17 protein-coding genes are annotated in these 20,702 nt (G+C 53.4%); 9 read left to right on the top strand and 8 right to left on the bottom strand.

Annotated features, from left to right (window positions below):
• Positions 1-35 precede the first annotated feature (35 nt).
• Entirely contained in the window at positions 36-593 is a 558-nt protein-coding gene (locus LOC67_RS24290; RefSeq protein WP_230265436.1) for a TetR/AcrR family transcriptional regulator, read from the top strand.
• 69 nt (positions 594-662) lie between these two features.
• Positions 663-1,163, top strand: coding sequence for a DinB family protein (locus LOC67_RS24295; RefSeq protein ID WP_230265437.1), 501 nt, complete (start codon positions 663-665; stop codon positions 1,161-1,163).
• A 345-nt stretch (positions 1,164-1,508) separates the two neighbouring features.
• Here the strand turns inward: LOC67_RS24295 and LOC67_RS24300 are convergent, their stop codons facing one another.
• The 3 genes from LOC67_RS24300 to LOC67_RS24310 form a co-directional block, all read right to left on the bottom strand.
• Positions 1,509-4,475, bottom strand: a complete 2,967-nt coding sequence (locus LOC67_RS24300; protein ID WP_230265438.1) for a CHAT domain-containing protein — start codon at positions 4,473-4,475, stop codon at positions 1,509-1,511.
• A 582-nt stretch (positions 4,476-5,057) separates the two neighbouring features.
• Positions 5,058-7,400: a SulP family inorganic anion transporter gene (locus LOC67_RS24305; protein WP_230265439.1), complete on the bottom strand. Its 2,343-nt coding sequence runs from the start codon at positions 7,398-7,400 to the stop codon at positions 5,058-5,060.
• 272 nt (positions 7,401-7,672) lie between these two features.
• Positions 7,673-8,152 carry a hypothetical protein gene (locus LOC67_RS24310; RefSeq protein WP_230265440.1) on the bottom strand — a complete coding sequence of 160 codons (480 nt, stop codon included), beginning with the start codon at positions 8,150-8,152 and terminating at the stop codon, positions 7,673-7,675.
• Between the two features lie 58 nt (positions 8,153-8,210).
• On the opposite strand from LOC67_RS24310, the gene LOC67_RS24315 reads away from it, so the two are divergent.
• Both LOC67_RS24315 and LOC67_RS24320 read left to right on the top strand, forming a co-directional pair.
• Positions 8,211-9,011 (top strand): hypothetical protein, encoded by an 801-nt coding sequence (locus LOC67_RS24315; protein ID WP_230265441.1) that lies wholly within the window; start codon positions 8,211-8,213, stop codon positions 9,009-9,011.
• 106 nt (positions 9,012-9,117) lie between these two features.
• Positions 9,118-9,708, top strand: a complete 591-nt coding sequence (locus LOC67_RS24320; protein WP_230265442.1) for a hypothetical protein — start codon at positions 9,118-9,120, stop codon at positions 9,706-9,708.
• A 133-nt stretch (positions 9,709-9,841) separates the two neighbouring features.
• On the opposite strand, the gene LOC67_RS24325 is transcribed toward LOC67_RS24320, so the two are convergent.
• Positions 9,842-10,465: a PDZ domain-containing protein gene (locus LOC67_RS24325; RefSeq protein WP_230265443.1), complete on the bottom strand. Its 624-nt coding sequence runs from the start codon at positions 10,463-10,465 to the stop codon at positions 9,842-9,844.
• Between the two features lie 324 nt (positions 10,466-10,789).
• On the bottom strand, positions 10,790-12,340 hold the full coding sequence (locus LOC67_RS24330; RefSeq protein WP_230265444.1) for a UxaA family hydrolase: 1,551 nt from the start codon (positions 12,338-12,340) through the stop codon (positions 10,790-10,792).
• A gap of 168 nt (positions 12,341-12,508) precedes the next feature.
• Between LOC67_RS24330 and sucC the strand changes: the two genes are divergently transcribed.
• Both sucC and sucD read left to right on the top strand, forming a co-directional pair.
• The gene (gene sucC / locus LOC67_RS24335; RefSeq protein WP_230265445.1) at positions 12,509-13,696 is read left to right on the top strand and encodes an ADP-forming succinate--CoA ligase subunit beta; all 1,188 of its coding nucleotides are present in this window, start codon (positions 12,509-12,511) and stop codon (positions 13,694-13,696) included.
• A 64-nt stretch (positions 13,697-13,760) separates the two neighbouring features.
• Entirely contained in the window at positions 13,761-14,633 is an 873-nt protein-coding gene (gene sucD / locus LOC67_RS24340; RefSeq protein WP_230265446.1) for a succinate--CoA ligase subunit alpha, read from the top strand.
• A 145-nt stretch (positions 14,634-14,778) separates the two neighbouring features.
• Here the strand turns inward: sucD and LOC67_RS24345 are convergent, their stop codons facing one another.
• The gene (locus tag LOC67_RS24345; protein ID WP_230265447.1) at positions 14,779-15,873 is read right to left on the bottom strand and encodes a hypothetical protein; all 1,095 of its coding nucleotides are present in this window, start codon (positions 15,871-15,873) and stop codon (positions 14,779-14,781) included.
• Positions 15,874-15,933: 60 nt separating this feature from the next.
• Entirely contained in the window at positions 15,934-17,733 is a 1,800-nt protein-coding gene (locus LOC67_RS24350) for a PQQ-binding-like beta-propeller repeat protein (protein ID WP_230265448.1), read from the bottom strand.
• A gap of 237 nt (positions 17,734-17,970) precedes the next feature.
• Here LOC67_RS24350 and LOC67_RS24355 point away from each other — a divergent pair, with 237 nt between their 5' ends.
• From LOC67_RS24355 to LOC67_RS24365, 3 genes are all read left to right on the top strand, one after another.
• The gene (locus tag LOC67_RS24355) at positions 17,971-18,867 is read left to right on the top strand and encodes an AAA family ATPase (RefSeq protein WP_410001175.1); all 897 of its coding nucleotides are present in this window, start codon (positions 17,971-17,973) and stop codon (positions 18,865-18,867) included.
• A 131-nt stretch (positions 18,868-18,998) separates the two neighbouring features.
• Positions 18,999-19,970 carry a Gfo/Idh/MocA family protein gene (locus LOC67_RS24360; protein ID WP_230265450.1) on the top strand — a complete coding sequence of 324 codons (972 nt, stop codon included), beginning with the start codon at positions 18,999-19,001 and terminating at the stop codon, positions 19,968-19,970.
• 77 nt (positions 19,971-20,047) lie between these two features.
• Positions 20,048-20,395: a P-II family nitrogen regulator gene (locus LOC67_RS24365; protein WP_230265451.1), complete on the top strand. Its 348-nt coding sequence runs from the start codon at positions 20,048-20,050 to the stop codon at positions 20,393-20,395.
• Between the two features lie 67 nt (positions 20,396-20,462).
• On the opposite strand, the gene LOC67_RS24370 is transcribed toward LOC67_RS24365, so the two are convergent.
• The gene (locus LOC67_RS24370) at positions 20,463-20,699 is read right to left on the bottom strand and encodes a hypothetical protein (RefSeq protein WP_230265452.1); all 237 of its coding nucleotides are present in this window, start codon (positions 20,697-20,699) and stop codon (positions 20,463-20,465) included.
• Positions 20,700-20,702 lie beyond the last annotated feature (3 nt).

Below are 20,702 nucleotides of genomic sequence, written 5' to 3' on the forward strand. Positions count from 1 at the left end.
AGATAGAAATGGTTGAATCTGCGAGAGAAAATTTGATGCTAGCCGTTCGAGATTTGATTCTCGAACGTGGCTACGGCGGAACTTCCGTTGACGCAATTTGCACCCGAGCCGAGGTCTCCAAAGGAAGCTTCTTTCACCACTTCAAATCGAAGGAAGATGCCGCGTGCGCGACTTTGGATGAATGGATGAACATGATGCGTGACCGTTCGATCAAGTCTGGCTACATGGATCAACCAACGGCAAAGCAGAAACTCGTTGGCTACTTAAATTTTTTCGCCACAGTTGTTGAATCCAGCGATTCGCCCAACGGATGCTTCCTTGGGGTTCTGGCACTTGAACTTTCAGATACGCACCCCCAGGTGCGCGAGCGTGCTGCCGCCTACTTCGATGCCTGGAACGAGAGCATCGCGACCCTGATCAATGATGCCTTTGTCAACACAAACGCAACGCATGCAAAGTCACTAGCGGACCTCTGCATCGCGTCACTCGAAGGCGCGTTACTTCTGGCTAAAGCTCGCAAGGATCCATCCATCGTCCGCGACTGCGTCCATCACACCCGCGACTACATCGTTTCTCTTTTGCCTGATGAATAGCATTTTCAGATTTTGAAACGATCTGCAAACCAACTTCCCTTTGTTGATCCTCTCCCCTTGGAGTTTCCGATGTCGACTGTTGACTACATCCGCCGAAGCCTTGAAACCAGCCGCATGATTACGCTGGCGTTGATCGATGATTTGAAGGAGACACCGTTTCAGCCGCCAACGTCCAACGGCGGCAATACACCGATGTGGATCCTTGGGCACCTGACCTATGCCGAGGCAAACATTGTCGAGCATATTATTAAAGGAAACGACAACCCACTGATTGACTGGAAACCAGTCTTCGGTGCTCGCCAGGATCCGCCAACTGATGAAAGCGTCTATCCATCGTGGGACGAAGTAAGAACCAAGTTTGATGCCGTTCGCACGCAGACGTTGGCGTTACTGGAAGGGCTCAGCGATTCCGACTTAGATTCGCCGACAAAAAACTGCCCCGAAGGACGCGAAATGATGTTTGGAACGATCGGCGGCTGCTGCATGATGATGACAATGCATCCGCTCATGCATTACGGACAGCTGGCCGATTCACGTCGTATGCTTGGACGGCAACCGCTGCAAGCGTAAGCAACGCATCAGCAATCGATCCACGTCAATCGATCCACGTCAATCGATCCACGTCAATCGATCCACGTCAATCGAGCCGGTCAGTGCCGACGGGCGTTAGCCCCGGTTATTGGACTGAAACCGTGGTTAACGCCAATCGGCTAATACGAGAATCCAGTTGCAGCCACATCAGCCGCAACGCGCTAGCGTGCGGTTCCCACACAGACAACCGTGGCTAACGCCAATCGGCTAATTCGAGGATCTAGTTGCAGCCTATCAGCCGCACGGCGTTAGCCGCGGTTCTCACACGAGCAACCGGGGCTAATGCCCAATCGGCTATTCCTAAAACCGAGTTGGAACGAAGCATTAGTTATTCGATTTGCTTAGGACCGGGGAGGCATGCAGGTAGCCAGCCCAAAAGAACGGTTCGTTACCTGTTAGCGTGCTCCGCTCCAGGTCGCTCTTGCTGAGTGTTGGTTCCGCATTGGGGTCCAACTCGCTTCGACGAAGCACGTCCTTTGCTCGCGTGAAAGACTCGCCGGGAGAAAGAAATCCAAGCTCCTGCGCATACTCTCGCAGCAAGATGGATGTTGAACCGCCGCCAACTGCCCAGCGGCTAAGCGTGACATCCTGGACACCACTGTATTGCAAAGCCATTAACGTCATCCCGATTTCGTTTCCCGAAACCTGTTGTGGCGTTTCCAAATTAGATCGGAATCCGGATAGGAATACGCTCGAAGGAGTCGGTGCCGCCGTGCGCAGCCAATCACCCAGGCGTCCTTGTGGCATTGACATTTCATAGGTTGCCAATGGGGAATCCAAAGTAGATTTCGGATTCGGAACGGTCGTGTCAGCGACGACCAAATGCGAAGCAACGAGTCCACAGCGACTGGTCGGCGAAGCAAACTCAGCTGGCAATCCTACAGCGCCAGCCGTTGCCGCGTCAGCGATCGACTGCACCATCTGCGCGTTTACGTCCGCGTCACGCGGTGAAAGAATCTTACCGGCGGCTAACGCGATGGTGCCTTTTGTCGATGGAGGTGCTGTTGGGAAAATCGCCAGTGATGGTGATGGGGCGTAGGTGACGGTGATCGCATCGCCCAGCAATTGCGATTCTGGATCTTCGGTCGGCAGCAACTCAAATGGCAGGTACCAAAGCAAGCCATCGGGAACAACGACCAGATGTTTAATCCCGTTGAGACGATCTTCTAATAGCGGTGCCACACTGGACGGAATCAATCGGTCACGAAAATCTGCCGCGTCTTTCCGCCAATTATCGTTCTCTGGCAATCGAGCCCCACGTGATTGGGACGCACCGATACCGCGAGTGATCTTTGCGATGTCATTACCAAGTCGCGGCCCACCTTTAATCGACCAATAACTTGCCTTTTGCTTGGTGCAAAGGACAACATGGTAAACCCCATTATCTTGGTAAAACGCCAGAATCGCGACGTCGGAACTTAGTGGTTCGATCGGCTTTTTATCATCGAGAACGTGCGGGACGACGCGTGGAAAGACATATCGATCGAGCGCGATCTGCCAAGCATCGGTTTCGACTGCGGCAAGATTCTGATCAACCATCCCGGGGTCTGCAACGTTGCCATCGGCGATGGCCTTCGTCGCCGCCCGAAGGTCCCGGACAGCTTTGGGTGCGGTGTTTCGAAATTCAACGACCTGCTTTTCAAGCATGTCGTCCGGAAGCCTGGAAAGCGATCGGACTTGATGGATTCGCCCACCGATCGCAAGTTGGTTGTCCAGACGACCGCATAACAGTTCGTCCATTCTTAGCAGAACGTCTTGTGCACTTTCACGTGACGCCGCTGTGCGGAGCCGAGCTAATCGCAAAGCTTCAGCATTTCCAATGTGACCAGCAATCGCATTGACCGGGTCACGATACCAGACATCGATAGTCGGATCGCTTGAGTATAGACGCAGCAGACCTTCTAACGATTGCGTATCCATGTTGCCACCGAGTAGCATTCGGACACGCTGTAGCTGATACAGTCGCGGCATCGTGATTAAATTGCGGCGGCGCAGTCGACTATTGGTGACAAAGTTGACCAACTGCGAATACGGTTCCTCCCACGGTTTGGCAGTGCCGCGAGCATCGCTAACGATCGCTTGGCGCGTTGCGATTCTTGCTGCAATGTATGCCCCATAAGCATCTAAACGGGGCTGAGCCACATCTCGTCGTACCGCGATCGTTCTCGCTTCCCCCAGCCGAGCAGTTGCCGATTGCAAGTCACCAGCAGTAACGGCTGCGTCTGCAGCGGCCAGCAAGATATGAAGCGTGGCCAATCGAGACTTCCGCAACAAGCCAGCTGCCGCGACTTGCGCCGCATTCTGGATCATCGCGGCGCTCTGTGCGTTTGCGCAGCCTGCTCCCAGTTGAAATGCTTCACCAACTAATTCGTAATACCCGAGAGCAGCAGCCTGGTTGGCAACTTGCAAACAAATCGGGACAGCGGCTTCCGGCTTGTCAGTTCCGGCGATAGCAGATGCAGCGCACAAGCCGACAACAGGCGCCATCGAATGAACGCGTCCCATGTCCACCGAGACTTTCGCGGCATCTTCGATCGCTCGGTCATCTTGCTTGGCACCGAACCGCTCCGCAGCTCGCATGCACCCGATTAAATTGATTGCGATCGGAACATTCAATCCCCGAGGATACTTGGTGCTTTCGATCAGTTCAGTCGCCAACGGGTCGTTCTCCGCAAGCGGACCAAGGATGATTCGCCTCCGGTAGGAAGCCAAAGCCAAGCCACGCATCACTTCGACCAAATCGATCGTTTTGATGTTTAATTCTTCGATCGTCCCAGGTGTTTGAAACGTCTGTTCGGTCAGCTGTTCACCGGAGTAATACTTGACCGACTTAGAAATGGGCGCCAGCGAAATCGCTTGTGCCTCGGGCCAGAGAAACTGCTTCGATGCTTGGACTGCTGAAGTCTGCAATACTTCAGTCCACACCGGTCGTGCAAGCCATTGTTGCCGTCGATGGCGAATCGCGATCTTAAGCGCCATGTCGTAGCTTTGCATAGCTGATTCAAGGTCACCCAAAAAATATTGAGCTTCTCCCATCATCGCATAGACAGGGATCGCGTCGATCCAGTGCCCATTGATATCGCGACGCGTCCGGCCGATAGCGATGTCAAAAGCGTCCAATGCAGACTCGAGATCACCTGACCGGTAGACCTCTAGCGCCATGTAATATTGCTGCGAGGGGTAAGACAGCCCGCCAGTCCCAAGCAGTGGATTAATTTGGGCAAAACACACCGATTGAAGTGTGAGTGTGAACCAACAAGCGACGATCCCGATCCAAGTCCTTTGCTTCATCCCAATCAATCGGGTTCTGTTGCGCGCCTTCATATTTGTTCTGCTACTGGAGGATTGAATTGGGACGCTTGCGGGGCGTGGTTGCAATGATGCAGTCGTGAAACGGGTTCAGAGCTTTCGACGCAAAACTTTCTACGCTAAGCACACTTGGTGCCCTATCACTAGCGACTTCAAAAAATCGATACCGATGGAATACTTGTCACAATGAACAACCGGGTGGGTTGTAGGTTCAACCAAGAACAACTGTCACCAAAAAACGTCCATCCGAGGCCGTTGCCGAAGTAGGGGCGATTCAGGTGTCGTCAATTGCTATCCCGCAAATGACGCTAAACAATTGAATAGGAGATCCGCGGTTAGGCCAAATTCGAGTCGATTAGAAAAGGTACATCCAATTTCAAAACATGACCGAATCCGTTCACATCGACCGTAGTTTTGTGACAAGCCAACTGCCCGCGCGAGGCAACGCGGTGAGAAGGGTCCCAGTTTAGGGTATCGTTAGCCATTTGGCAAAAATACATTCCACTAATTCGCAGCGTTTTTGCGTAGCATGACGCGACGACTGGTCTTCTTCGTATCGCCGATTCAGCAATTCAGTTTGTCTCGCGACCATGACTCTTCTTCGAAAAAGCTGATCTTTCCGCTTGCGATGTCATAAACTGCAGCGACCACTCGGACTCTGCCCTCCACCACTGCTGCGGAAATCGCATCACTACGATGCAGAATTTGATCGGCGGTCAAGAGCACGTTCCGCCGGACGACCTCATCGACAAACGCGACCTTTTCATTTTCAGGTAAAGCGTTTGCGATACGACACTCCTCTTCGCTAACACAGGCTGCGACTTCGTCAACGATCGCACCAAGATGAGAACATCCGGTGACTTCGCCAACATCGTCTCCGCGGCCGACCAGTTCAACGCTACTCGTCACGGCACCACAACGGGTATGTCCCAGCACGAGAACTAATTTCACTCCGCTTACGGCTACGGCATACTCAAGACTGGCCAGCGTTTTGGTGCCGATAATATTTCCGGCGACACGAATGCTGAAGACGTCACCAATTCCTTGGTCCAAAATCAATTCCACGGGCACTCGGGAGTCGATGCAACTGAGCACCGCAGCGAAGGGGTTTTGGCCCATACTTGTCGCGTTGATTTGACGCCCCAAATCCCGAGTCAAACGTTGACCGGTATGGAACCTCGCGTTGCCTTCACGAAGCATCATCAGAACCTGTTCTGGTGTGATGCGCTCTTTCAATTCGCGAGTCGCGTAGTCGGCAAACAAAACCTCGTCTTGCAGTTTGTACTTTTCACGAAAGCCGCGTAGAGAGACTTTGATCCCACGCGCAGGTGCTGTACGGTCTTTAAACTCACGAATCATGCTAAGCACATCGGGATCGATGTAATCAGAATGGGTCGCATCGATCAGCAAGTTTGTTTTCGGCTTTGCCTCCGAAAACAGCTTGTCCAACGCGCCGCGATTCAAAAAGCTAACCTGGGGCGCAAGTTCCACATAAGTAACTTCACCGTCCAAGTGTGATTCGATGACCCGACGAAGCGGCTGACGAAGGTTGCTATTCAAAATAAACAACGCACTGGTTGTCAGACCGATCAGGATTCCAATCAGCAAATCGGAAAAAACAATCGCAACGAGCGTGATGATAAATGGCAAGAACTGATAGCGTCCTTCTCGCCACATCTGTTTGAACAGAGTCGGACTGGCAAGCTTGAATCCGGTGACCAACAGAATGGCCGCTAACGCAGAAAGCGGAATCATATTCAAGTACTGCGGAATCAACATCACGCTTCCGACCAAGAGCAGCCCGTGAAAGACCGCACTGACTTTTGTTTTTGCCCCAATGTTGACATTGACGCTGCCCCGAACAATCACGCTCGTCACCGGCAAACCGCCCAATAGCCCCGAAACAATATTCCCCGCCCCTTGAGCAACCAATTCCCGGTTGGGCGGCGAACTTCTTCGTAGCGGATCTAGCTTGTCGACAGCTTCAAGGTTAAGCAGCGTTTCCAGTGACGCTACGATCGCAATTGTGATCGCCGCACCGTAAACCGCTGGATTCATCAATGAACCAAAGCTCGGAAACTTCAGTGAGCTACCAAGTTCTTGAAATGATCCGGCAACAGGAATTTGCACAAGGTGATCGGTGCCAATCGCCCACGGGCCGCCGAGTGAAATGAAAAACAGATGAAGCGCCACACCAAACAGAACCGCTGCCAATGGTCCCGGAACCAGGGACTCTCGCAAGGGCTTCGATTTCTGCCAAATGATCAGTAGTCCGACGGAAAGCAAACCGACTGCGGCAGCACCAAGATGAAAGTCCTCCAACATCGAAGCGAGTTCGGTGAAAGTGTTCTGTTTGTCCGGTTGTTCAAACGACATCTCACCCTCGGGATCACTATCATGCCCGACGACGTGTGGGATCTGCTTGAGAATCAGGATTACACCGATCGCGGCCAATAGCCCCTTAATCACGCTTGTTGGAAAGAACGCCGAGAGGGCGCCGGCTTTGAAAATCCCCATCACGATCTGCAAGATTCCGGCGATGACGACGGCTAACAAGAAGGCTTCGACAGATCCACAGTTTTCAACCTGTGCGATGACAATGGCAGTCAGGCCCGCTGCCGGACCGCTAACACTGGTGTGTGAGCCACTAATCATTCCGACGACGATTCCGCCAACGATCCCTGCGATCAGACCGCTCATCAAAGGCAGCGCGTCGGGGTCCCCGGTCGCTCCAGAGGCCAAGGCAATCCCTAAACACAATGGCAAAGCGACAAGGAAGACGACCAGTCCTCCGCGAATATCCGCAACGAGGGTTCCCGGGCCGAAGGGGCGAGGGTTCGCGTTGTTGGACGGATCATTTTCCGATGAACCACTCGCCAACGCTAAATTGGGATTCGTCGCTGCCATCATCATTCGCTGCGTCTGGGGTAGTTGAACCCTTTAATCTTACAGCGAATTGCCGATGCCGAGGCAGCAGGGATGCAGTTTCCTCGCGAGAAAACAGCACCGATTCATCGGGAATTTCCCTTCTGATCACTCGGTCGGAATCGTTGCGGTGCCATAAACCGAAGCGACTATCGATAGGACTCGCAATACCAAGCCGTTGTAAAGAGACCATTGGAGCGACAATCGCAATGGCAAGGACACGCCAAAGCGGGCTATGCCTGACCTTCGGATGGCTAGATGAGGTGACGTGGATCAGAAACATTGCAGACGCGTCGGTGAACGATTGGCGTCAATACCGAAACGATAACAGTAGCCATCGCCGTAACGGCTAACACGCAAACACCTATTCCGATAAAGATCGATGTTAACAAATCGGTTCCTTGAATTGTGTTCGCGATGACTGCCATTGCGATTCCCAAACCAATTGCAACAACCAACGCAGCGATTAAAGAGTGTCTCGATGCGATAAATCGATCCAGCGCGTTTGCGCCATTCCCGTGACGCTTGTAGTAATCGGTAAGTTTTTCATTCGTGTCGGCCCAGCGATACTCGTCTACCGCATACATGCTTTTACAAGCGTTACAATACGTTTGCTCAACGCCTGACAATGGACTGGCGACGGCGGCAAATGACTCCTTCGCGACAATCGTCGGTTGTTCGCAGCGGTCATGAATGTAGGTGCGTGATGTCGGAGGAGGTTGTTTATCAGACATCGGAATCCTTCTTCGTTTTTATTGTATTCGTCAAATAGCAAGGCAACAGCTACAGCTCATGAATGAAACTGCCAGTATCTCACACCAAGACTACTTAACCGAAGATGTTACCAATGTCCCCTTCGGCGTGCTTCTAAAGATGGTCAAATCCCAGATCTTCTTTCCATTAGCGTTGATTGCAGTGATCGCGATCAAAGTGGTGAGCAAATTCAAAGGCCGAACGGATGCGATAAACGCGGTTTGTAAAAATGCGGAACCGGTAACGCTCGAAGAAATGCCCGCCCAAGCACGGATTGCGTTTGAAGGGCTCGCGAATCAACTGAAAGGCTTTCGCTGGGTGAGTTTTCAACGGCGCCCATGTCTCGGTTTACGGCAGCAGTACGAAGCAGTGGCCCTACACGAAGATGGTTTCATGATTGCCCTTTGTGAATGGCAACATCAGATGGTCGTCGTTACAGCAGTTAAAGGCGAAGACCCTGTCAAATCGACGGAAGCAGTCACGACCGAGTTTTTATCGTTTGAAGGCGACCGCAGCACGATTATCACCACGTACATGCCACGCGAGCACATGGCAGCGCTCTCTTTGTACGATGGCGGATTAGGAGAAGTCGAAGCGGTCGTGAATGATCAGCGAATGGAAGTCGCGATCGAGAAACACGTCGAGCGCATAAAGGGTGTCGCCACGAATACGATGAACGAAGAGGGTGCATGCCAGCAGGCGAAAAAACACAGCGATAAAGTGGTGAACCATTTCATGAAGTTAGGGCTGATTCGAACGCTACTCCCACAAGAAGTTCCCGCGCTTTTGAAATACAGGGAGAAGCATTCCGACGATTTCGAACCGTACACTTACCGCTAGCAAGAAATCGGCGGACAACATTGACCTGCCTACTTATCCCGATCAACGTCCACCGGTACACTAGGGGGGTGCCAGTGCAGCCTCTGAGGTAGTGAAGATGCTTTGGATGATCAACGTTTTCGCATTATTCGCGGCAGTGTTTGTTGTATTTAGCGTGTTACCACCTGAAGTTTGGTCATCAATTCGGTCTAACTGCTGCGACTCAAAGGGTCGGATAAGACTTTCCTACCTCGCTCGTGAAACGAGAGCGATATCCAGCCTGTTCGCCGATCTGCTGATTTTTAGTCTCGTCATCGTTGCCATCGGAACAGTACCGCTGTACGCAATCAATCGCGTCATTCCCTTGCCTTTGGCTGTCGATGCCGCATCGCATGCGAGCTTGGACGCCCAACAGTGGAAACGGGAACTGACAAGAAAGCCAAGAAGCATACGCAGGCAATTCGAAACGTATCACTTAAAAGAAGGCGGTACCAAAGAGTCGGCCTTGCGAACAATGAAAACGCTGTGGGCTGTTGCCCCTGCCGCGATCGCAATTTGCTTTATCTGTTTGGTGCTCACCCTGAAGGTGTTCTCGACCGCTTTCAACAGCGCAGTGCAACGCTTCGCGAACAAAACATTTGAATGCGAAACGCGGCGGATTCGGCGCCGGTATCTTCGCGACAGTGCGAGTCATTCATCATTCGAAGTGCGTCTGTAGAAAAGCAGTCCACCGAAGTGGACTTGATGCTTCCGAGACGCAGGTGGCTGGCAATCTGATTGAAGTCAATCAGTCAAGGCAATCGCCGAGGGTATTGGCAGAGCAAAGCACTCGATTGTCAGACGCGGATGCCTTACCGGATTCCAACTGGATCGCGATGGAGAGTCGCCAACGCCTTGACTGCTTGTGTCAAGATTCGTACCTGACTGCGTAGCTCGACGACTTCGCGATGTAATTCGTCGTGCTCCATTTGAACAACCGCAGGTTCCGCGATTCGATCTTCAATGGCTGGAGCAACAAATACAACCGAACGTTCGTGCTCGTGGTTATGACGAATCCACTTCAGACGCAACTGACGTTCGGTTGGGTGTTTGGAAATGGCATCGGTTACATCACTAGGGATTTCGATGTCGAAGTCATCGATCTCAACAATTTTGTCGCCGGGCACCAAACCTGCCAACGCAGCCGCACTGCCATCGACTACAGAGACGACTTCGACACCAAGCGGAGAATCTTCCAAGACCGCGCCAAGCACCGGACGACCGTTGATGGTGCTCGCCTGCACCGGCTCTCGTTCAAGCCGCTCCAGATCCTTTTCGATTTTTGTGAGCGCGACGACGATATCCTCCGACGACCGGACCACCACCGCAGTTTCGGTCTGGGCCGAGGCGGGAGCCGCTACCAACAAGAACGCTGGAAGAAATGTGAAACGAAGGCAGGTGGATAAAGCGGATCGTGTTGGATTTCGATGATGCATTGCTCGGTACCTTACTGACAGGGCTTTTGAATATGGTTTCTAGAGATCGGTCAAGCAAAACCTATGCCGAACCGAATTCCAGAGCTTCAAACAGTCAGCAAGTAGTCGTGACACCCGTGTTCGCGTCAAAAGCAACGCCGCAATCATGCCAATTGATCGCTCTTCAACCAGTGTGGTCCAACCAACGCAAGTTTGAACCGACACGTGATGTTCACATACTTTCACCAACGTCGATCTCCTCGCATAAGAGTTTCGACGAATCAGCTAGTTTAGTACGTTGCGCCCGCCCCACTCGCGGACACTGGCTCCGAAAGCAAACCAAGATCAGAGCACCGGGCCGACGGTCCATGGGACGAATTCTTGGTCGCCAAAGCCGTTGCGTTCACTTGCAGTAGAGGCTCCGCTGGCGACCTTCAACGCGAACTCGAAGAACTGCTCACCAAGCTCCTCAATCGATGTTCCCGAAACCGCTTCACCTGCGTTCAAATCCATATCGTCCGGCATTCGCTGGAACAGTTCACTATTCGAAGCGATCTTGATGACCGGCGTGGGTTTACACCCGAAACAGCTACCGCGCCCTGTTGAAAACAAAATCAAGTTCGCACCACCGGCAACCTTCCCTGTGACGCTTGCCGGATCGAAACCGGGCGAGTCCATGACGACAAGCCCCTTGCTCGAAACCTTCTCGGCGTAGTCATAAACCGCCTCCAAGGCCGTTCGACCACTTTTGGATACCGCCCCCAGTGACTTTTCGGTGATCGTGGTCAACCCACCAGCCTTGTTCCCGATCGAGGGATTGTTATCAAGTTGTCCACCATAGAAGGCGACGTAATCCTGCCACCAACGAATCAAATCGATTAGTTTTTGGCCGACCGCTGGGGTGCGACTTCGCTGGCAGAGCAAGTGTTCGGCGCCATACAGCTCGGTCGTCTCGGAAATGATTGATGTCCCGCCACATGCGACCACGCGGTCGCTGACCGCTCCAATGGCTGGATTTGCGGTGATACCCGAATACCCATCGCTACCTCCACATTCGACACCGATCGTCAAATAAGATGCATCAACGGTGGTTCGCTCAAACTGATTGGCTTGATCAAGTAACTGTTCAACCAATTTCTCGGCGCGATCGATCGTCACCGCAGAGCCACCTTCGGTTTGCATCGTCAATACCGGGACCCGATGATCCGCGGTGAGCCGAGTCCCATCGGGGGCGTGCAACGGAATGACCCCATGATGCTCCGCCAAATAGCCTGGGGTATTCTGTTCGCATCCCAAACCAATCATCAGTCGAGCACCGACGTTGGGATGGTTGGCATAGCCCGCCATCGTGCGACCAATCATCTGATGCTTTCGGCTACCTAAAGCCAACGCGCAACCCGTGGTGTGTGTTGCCGCAAAGACTCCATCGACATTTGGCCAACGACGCAGTCGATCGGCATCGAAGCGTTGGACGACTTTATGACAAACGGTCGCACTGCAGTTGACCGTCGAAAGTACAGCGACATAGTTCCGCGTCCCAACGCGCCCGTCTGGACGGACGTAACCTTGGAATGTTCGCCGGATCGCTGCCGGGCGTTCTGGAGGATCGGTAGAAAGTACCTTTTCGGCGACGTCGTGGTGATCGATCAAGTTGTGGCTGTGCACGTGCGATCCGGCCGGGATCAATTCCGTCGCTTTCCCAATCGGTTGCCCATATTTCAGCACCAATGTTTGCGGCTGAATATCGGTAACGGCGACTTTATGCCCACGCGGAATGGCGTTCTTCGTTTCGCATCGATGCGGCCCAATTTCGAATGAGGTTTTGGCCGACAGATCGGCAACTGCGATTGCGACGTTATCGTCATCGTTCAACAGAATCACAGTTGGGCGGTTCATCTGAGCCATTTGGACGAGAATTCGCTGCAAGGTGGGTTCTGGCGAGTGTTCCTATGGTTCCGATCGTCACTCGCCAAGCGTATATTCCCGCAAATGGTACCTTCATGCCAGGGCACCACAGACAAGAGTTCAAACTCACAGCGACCCACATACGCGATCGGACGACCGATGAAAATCCACGAATTCCAGGGCAAGGAACTATTTCGAAAAGCCGGGGTGCCGGTATTGGAGGGGATCGTCGCGAAGACGCCCGACGAAGCAGCCCAGGCCTACCACAAGCTCGGCGGCAAAATTGCCGTGGTAAAATCTCAAATTCATGCCGGTGGCCGAGGAAAGGGCACCGTCATCGATAACCCAAAACAACACGGCGTCGTCCTTTGCAAAAGCGCTGACGAAGCTCGTGCTGCGGCTGAAGGCCTGCTTGGGAACAAATTGGTCACGATTCAAACCGGACCCGAAGGCCAAACGGTCAATCAAGTTTTCGTCGAAGCCGGTTGCGATATTGCTCGTGAATTGTACCTGGGTATCGTTCTCGACCGCGCCGCAAAGAAACCTGTCTTGATGGTCAGCACCGAAGGCGGGATGGAAATCGAAACGGTTGCCGAAGAAACCCCTGAACTGATCTTCAAAGAGCATTTCGACCCACACGTCGGATTGGAAGGCTACCAAGTCCGTAAGCTTTGTAAGAAGCTCGGCATCTCCGGCGCAGCAGCAAAGGCAGCAGCCCGTTTCATGCCTGCGATGTGCCGATTCTATGTCGACTACGATTGCGAACTGGCCGAGATCAACCCACTGGTCATCACCGGCGACGACAAGATGATCGCCCTTGATGCCAAGATCAACTTTGACAACAACGCGTTGTACCGTCATCCCGAATTGGCAGACTTCCGCGACCTCAGCGAAGAAGAGCCGAGCGAAGTTCGTGCGACCGATGCCGGACTTAGCTATGTCAAACTGGAAGGCAACATCGGCTGCTTGGTCAATGGTGCCGGCTTGGCGATGTCGACGATGGACATCATCAAATACCACGGCGGACAGCCAGCCAACTTCCTGGACGTCGGCGGTAGCGCGAACGAAGAGCAAGTCACCGAAGCGTTCCGGATTCTGCTATCGGATCCCAACGTCAAAGGCGTGCTGGTCAATATCTTTGGCGGTATCGCACGCTGCACCACGATCGCTGCTGCGGTTATCGCCGCCAGTAAAACCGTTGGCTTTGAAGTCCCATTGGTTGTCCGTCTGGAAGGCACCGAAGTCGAAGAAGGGCGAAAGATGCTTGCCGAAAGTGACGTCGACATCATTACCGCGAGCGACATCACCGATGCCGCTAAGAAAATTGTGGAAGCCACCGGAGTCTGATCGCCCAGCAATCCTCTGGTTCATGACAACGACAATAAACACTTCGCTAAACGCATAAGATTCAATGAGTATCCTAATCAACTCTGACACCAAAGTGATTTGCCAAGGGATTACCGGAAAGGCCGGTACGTTCCACAGCCTCGGCTGTCGCGATTACGGCACACAGATGGTCGGTGGAGTCACTCCCGGAAAGGGCGGCCAAGACGTCGAAGGCATCCCTGTTTTTGACACCGTCGAAGAAGCGGTCAACGAAACCGGCGCCGACGCGACCATGATCTTCGTGCCACCTCCATTCACGGCCGACGCGATCATGGAAGCCCTCGATGCCGGTATCAAGGTCATCGCGGCAATCACCGAAGGCGTCCCCGTCATCGACATGGTCCGCGTCTACGAAAAAGTTCGCGCCAGCGATGCGGTCTTGATCGGACCGAACTGCCCTGGCTTGATCACTCCAGGTGAATGCAAAATCGGCATCATGCCCGGCTATATCCACCAACCCGGTAAGGTCGGTGTGATGAGCCGAAGTGGTACGCTGACCTATGAAGCGGTCTGGCAGACTTCGTCGCTGAAGCTCGGCCAAAGCACCTGCGTCGGTCTTGGTGGCGACCCGATCGTCGGAACCAGCTACATCGATCTGCTAAAGCTGTACCAGGCAGACGATCAAACCGAAGCCATCTTGATGATCGGCGAAATCGGTGGATCGGCCGAAGAAGAGGCCGCTGCTTTCGTCAAGGAACATGTGACGAAACCCGTCGCAGCGTTCATCGCGGGACGTACAGCGCCTCCCGGAAAACGAATGGGCCACGCCGGTGCGATCATCAGCGGCGGTAAAGGAACCGCAACTGAGAAAGTGAAAGCGCTCGAAGCTGCCGGAATCGTTGTCGCACCGACGCCTGCCGATATGGGCAAAGCCGTTGTCGAAGCGATGGGCAAATAGACCCAACTGACAAGCTGCGGGAGATTACTCTCTCCCGCAGTCCGGAACGAAAGAGCCAATGCTGTTCATCTCGGCAACGGATTCCTTTCAGACAAGATCCGCAGCAAGCGGGCCCCTTTCTTTTTAGGCCCGCACGCGTCAACTCTTAAGCCGCAGGGTCGGATTGCCCGATCCGTTCGACCGAACGATGCGACGCCCGCTTCCAGATGAATCCATCTAGCACGTAGTGCGTGATCTGTGGAACGGCCAGCAGGGGCACCAACATCGGCTCCAGCGAATCAAGATTCCAAGGCGTTCCAAAAAGCCACGTCCGTTCGTGCCAAATCCCGCGGTCCCAAATCAATTCTTCCATATAGGCCAGGATCCAGACGAGGCCCACGAACCGCGACAAGCGAAGTGCGACTGGCGAAACGCGATGATCGGAGGTCTCTTCACGCCCATTTGATTGCTGAAACCAGTAGACCAGCACCAAATATGGGATTCCGTGGATGACAACGTTGGTAACCGTAAATGCATAATCGGAGTTGAATGAGATAATTCCGACGTACCAACAAACGGCCGTCGTGATTACGACCAAGTCTTTGCCTGGATTCCATTTTTGCTGAAACCATCCGCGAAAAATCGATCGGCCGGCATACAGCAACAGACTTGTCCAATAGATCGGTCGCAACCATGCAGACCAATCAAACGCCAGCGCCGTGAAGTCGCCCGATTGAAACCACCAGAATTGGCGCGGCAGATGACAGTGCCAGTACACGAGCGGATAGATCGTCGCCAAGTAAATCGCAGAGCTGTCGATCCATTTCCCTACGCTCGAAAAATCACTCGCTTTTCTGCGATAGAGCGCAACCCAGCCGTACTGTTGTCGGACGAAATGAAACACAGCCAGATATGCGAGACAGCGCCAAAACATTGTCGAGCTTTCGCTGTAAATTGCCCAACTGACCGCGAACGCCAGCAACGGTGTCAGCCCATAAAGCCAAGGGCGTTTGGAAAGTTCTGAGCGGTCGAAATAAACGCGAAAACCAGTCGCATAGACATGCGCCACGTCGATGAGCAGGATGGCGATCACCCAAGTCCAATCGGGTGTGTCTTGGTGAAGAATGCCTAGCATGCCTCCGGCACCAAGAGCCAGAAGAGCCAACAAGAAACTTCCGCCAAAGGTCAGCAGGTCTGTCCACGGACCGAATAGCCAAGGCAGTCTTGAAACCCGTTCTCCGATAGCGGTCTGGCGACTCATTTCCTTGGACTGTCTGACTCTTAGCTTTTAGCCAAATGCGATTTGTTCAAGCGGCAATCGCTAGGTCGATGGCTGAACCGCGGTTGTTTCATCTTGCTTTGTTTCAGCCTGATCTTCCCGCATTCCGGTTTCCAATGCGGCTTCGATTTCATCGGCGGGGATAAAATCGATGGCTGGCATTTCATAGCAGATAACCTGTCGATCGTTCCGCACAAGAATATACCGGCCGCTGACACAGGGGATATTCCACGTCTTTGAGCTTAACGCTTCAAGACGAAGAAGTTCCACATAGTCGTTGACAGCGGCACTGACAAAGACCAAGTCACCCTCTTCGTCCTGTACCACCAGCACGTCATCGACAAGCACGGCGTGCCCTTCGCCGCTGCGATTCCTCCGCGGCTGCGTCCAATAAACGTCGGGTTCTTCCAAGCTGACCGCCTGTAATGAACCGTTGCTAATTCCATATCCGATAATCCCGTCGACACAGGTGTGGTTGAACTTTGTCTTCAAAACTCGGCTGGATCGCCATTGGTCTTCCGTCGTCCAGCCGTCACCTTCACGTTCTATTTTGACGAGTGCACTGCCTCCACTGTAGCCCTTGCCGACCAGGACTTGATCGTCAGCGACATAAACAGCGGCCGCGCATGTCGCGCCAGTGTTGGTTGATCCGGGCCAATCGAATTCCCAAAGCTGGCGACCGGTTTCGACGTCGTGACCCGTGACTGTCTTTTCATTGACCGAGACAACTTGTTCCAAACCGTCAAATGTCATCAGCATCGGTGAAGCGTAACTGAGCTGATCTGAACCGGCTTTCCAAAGCATTTCGCCATCGACTCGGTTAAATGCGACCAAAGATGCTCCTTGGTCGTTGCTGAAACTTCCATTGACGACGGGGCCGCCCAAGGGAACGATACAGAGGTTGCCAACAACAAGAGGCGATGGTGCATAGCCCCACGGTGCGGCAGCTTCGAATTCAACTTGTGTCCAACCGGCGAGTTCAAATAGGTCTGTTGACCAATCGATCGAACCATCTGCCAAGCCGACACAGCAAAGCCATCCGGTCGCCGTCGTCGCATAAACCTTTCCATCAACAATGGTTGGCGTTGAGCGTGGCCCTGTCCCACCCAATGTATTGTGATGGTAGCCCTCATGCTCGACTATCCAAATCAGTTTTCCGTCGCCTAAGTCGTAGCAGCTGAGACATTCTTTGTCGCCTCGCTGCTCCAGCGTGACCGCATATTCGCCCTCGACCGCAAACGCAGACCAGCCTTGCCCGATTCCGTGGCTCCACGAAATCTTCACGTCTTTGGGATCCGATGGGATATCGAAAACCCGCCGTGGGTAGACACCGTTACGTGCCGGCCCCAGAAACTGAGGTGAATCGAAAGCAGGCGATATCGATTCATTTTCGCCATTTGCAGACGGTGCGATCTCTGAATCAACGAGCGATTCGAGTTCATATTGATTTCCATCCGCGAATCGCCAGCTGAACAACGGAAACATGGTCCCGCTAAAGCCTTCAAAACGGAAAAGCACTACCGAAATCACAAGGATCGATGCCAAAAACAACGGTATCCGCTTCTGATTGCCAGCACGAAAGTCAATTCGGTAAACGACAAATAGCAAGTACAAGACTGCTAGTGCGATCGCCCCCATTCCGATCAAGTTGGCATTCTGCTGATCAAAATCTGGCACCGCCCACTGCGTCCCGATCGCAACCGCTACCGCCGCAAGTAAAAGCATGAATGCACGAAACAGACTTCTTCGCGGACTGGGAAGGCCATCTGCCTCGGACTTTCGACCTGGGCTTTGCACGTCGTCTTTGGACGCTGAATATGGTTGTGAATCGTGTTTTGGCATAAGGCTACTATTGACGATGTTACTTCGTTGGCATCTCCACACGCTGATCTCCAAGCACTGATCTCAGCGAAAGGGGGGGATGCCCGAATGGGCGGGATTTCGGCTTTTTACGATGGGTTCCGCGTCGGCCTGGACGTGAGTTAATATGTCTGGCTGTTCATTCGCCGTTTCCTTCCCAATCTTGTTTTACAAACGATGGAGCAAGCTTACGAGACCGCTCGCCGACTGCGTGAAAATATGGAGTCGGTGATGCTGGGTAAAAGTGAAGCAATTCGCTCGATCGTTTTGACCTTATTGGCCGGCGAGCATTTATTGCTCGAGGATGTGCCAGGGGTTGGCAAAACGCTTGCCGCGAAAGCACTTGCCGGAAGTATTGATACCGAATTCAGTCGGATTCAATTCACACCGGACTTGTTGCCAAGCGACATTACCGGAAGTTCGATCTATCGCAGCGACGAACAAGATTTCCAATTCACGCGTGGGCCGATTTTTGCCAACGTCGTACTCGCTGACGAAATCAACCGAGCTCCTCCCCGTACCCAATCAGCGCTTCTGGAGGCGATGAGCGACGGGCAAGTCAGCGTCGACGGGAAAACATACGATCTGCCTCGCCCATTTATCGTCGTGGCGACTCAAAACCCCTACGAATTCGAGGGGACGTACATCCTTCCGGAAAGTCAAATGGATCGCTTTTTGATGCGAACCAGCATCGGCTACCCGGCTCCGGAAAGCGAACGTCGTGTCTTGCAGTCACACCGTGACGGTGAACCCGTCGATTCAATCCATAGCGTCGTGTCGGCTGATGAGGTGCTAAATGCGCAAGCAGCGGTCCGCAGCGTTCGATTCGATGAGTCACTCGAGGAGTACTTGTTGAAAATCGTTCATGCCACGAGAACCGATGGCGGTTTTCGGTTGGGGGTTAGTACTCGAGCAGCGCTCAGCTTTTATCGTGGTTGCCAGGCGCGAGCGGTCACCGAACAAAGAGACTTCGTCATCCCGGACGACATCAAGGCGCTGGCCGTCAGTACGTTATCACACCGGGTACTGGTCGATGATTTTGCCAGTCAGGCGTCTCGTCATGTGGTCGAAGACTTGATCGGTGACCTCCTAAAATCCATCCCGGTCCCGGTTTGATCGCACAATACGAGTGGCGCACGCGGCTCAAGTTCCTCCCGTTCGCCTTCGGGGAGAAGCCAACGCATGTTCGATTCGACTCGCCCAATAGCCTGCTAACAATTTACTTTTTCATAGGATGAAAGTCTCGGATGACTCGCTTCGGAATCATCGGCACCGGCAGGATCACACGTCGGCTCGTTGCCGACATCCAGTCAACAGAATCCGTCTCCGTTACGGCGATCGCAAGTCGACAAAAGGAACGCGCCGACTGGTTCGCATCTCAATATGGTATTGCGAACGCCATTGACGGCTACGAAGAACTGCTTCAGCGAGATGACGTCGATGCCGTCTATCTATCGCTTCCGCCGTCACTTCATGCCCAGTGGTGTATTAAAGCGGCCGAAGCGGGAAAGATGATCCTGTGCGAAAAACCATTTGCCACGAAGTATTCCGACGCCCAGGAAGTCGATGAAGCTTGTCGAAAGCATCAAGTCCGTTGGCTGGATGCCACTGCCTATTTGCATCATGAACGCACAAAGGAAATGCGTGCCGTCGCTGGGCGTGGCGACTTGGGTAAACTCGGTCACGTCTCCGTCGCTGTTTCGTTTTATCGCCCGTTTCAGGATGGCGAGCATCGGCTGGACAAAAGCCTAGGCGGCGGGTGCCTGCTCGACCTTGGCTGGTATGCCGTTAGCCTTGCCTGCTTCATGACCGGTCAAGCACCGGTGCGCGTCTTCGCTGATCATACGGTCTGTGAAAATGGGGTTCCCATTAGAACCTGCGGAACGCTCTGGTTTTCGAGCGACATCACCGCAACGTTCTCAGTCGGATACGACACATCGACCCGAAAGTGGTTTGAAGTCGCTGGAAGTGACGCGTCCTTGATCTGCGATGATTTTACGCGGCCTTGGTTAGAACGTCCCACACGTTTCTGGATACACGATGCCAAGGGAAGCGTCCAAACGAAAGAGATCTCCGATCGACAAGAGATTCGCATGATCGAGACGCTCATTGGGTCCGAACCATTGGATACCTACAACCAACTCTCGCTGACCACACAAAACGTGCTCGATCACCTCGATCGCTCGGCAGAAAGCGGCCAATCGGTTACGATGGAGTAGCGCCTTTCAATAAGGCCATTTGCGGTGCAGTGTCTTTGGACACCCGCTTCCACCCCAAAATAACCAGCCGTCATCCAATGCGTGTCGTCGTCGCTATTATCCAGCCTACGAAGTTATCGAGTGTTCGTGATGCCCTGCGCGAGCTGGACGTTGAAGACCTAACTATCTGCGATGCGATGGGCTATGGTCGCCAACACGGGCAAAGCGCATTGTTCCGAGGCAACGAATACAAAGTCGATCTGCTGCGAAAAGTCGTGATCGAGATCATGGTTCACGAAGATCAGCTGGAACAAGTGATCGAGGCGATCACGCGGAAAGCCTTGACGGGATCTGCGGGTCAGATTGGTGACGGAAAGATTTTCGTGTTACCCATCGCCGACGTCATCGATATGTCCGAGGACCAGCCGCACTTTGATGCGGTTTAGAGGTTTGCGCAGCGAATCGGGAAAGCCGAATGCTGACATCACAGGGACTGTGATGGGTACCTTCGGCTCAAAGCACCCGGCTCGCACCGCCGTGCCGACTTCCATCACAAACACTGTCCCAGCAAACCAACGCCGGCATTACAGGGACTGTGATGGATACCTTCGCCCCAAAGTACCCGGCACGCTCCGCCGTGCCGACTCCCATCACAACACTGCCCCAGCAAACCAACGCCAGCATCACAGGGACTGTGATGGGTACGATCGGCTTAAAGTACCCGGCACGCTCCGCCGTGCCGACTTCCATCAC

The organism is Stieleria sp. JC731 (assembly GCF_020966635.1).
GTDB lineage: Bacteria > Planctomycetota > Planctomycetia > Pirellulales > Pirellulaceae > Stieleria.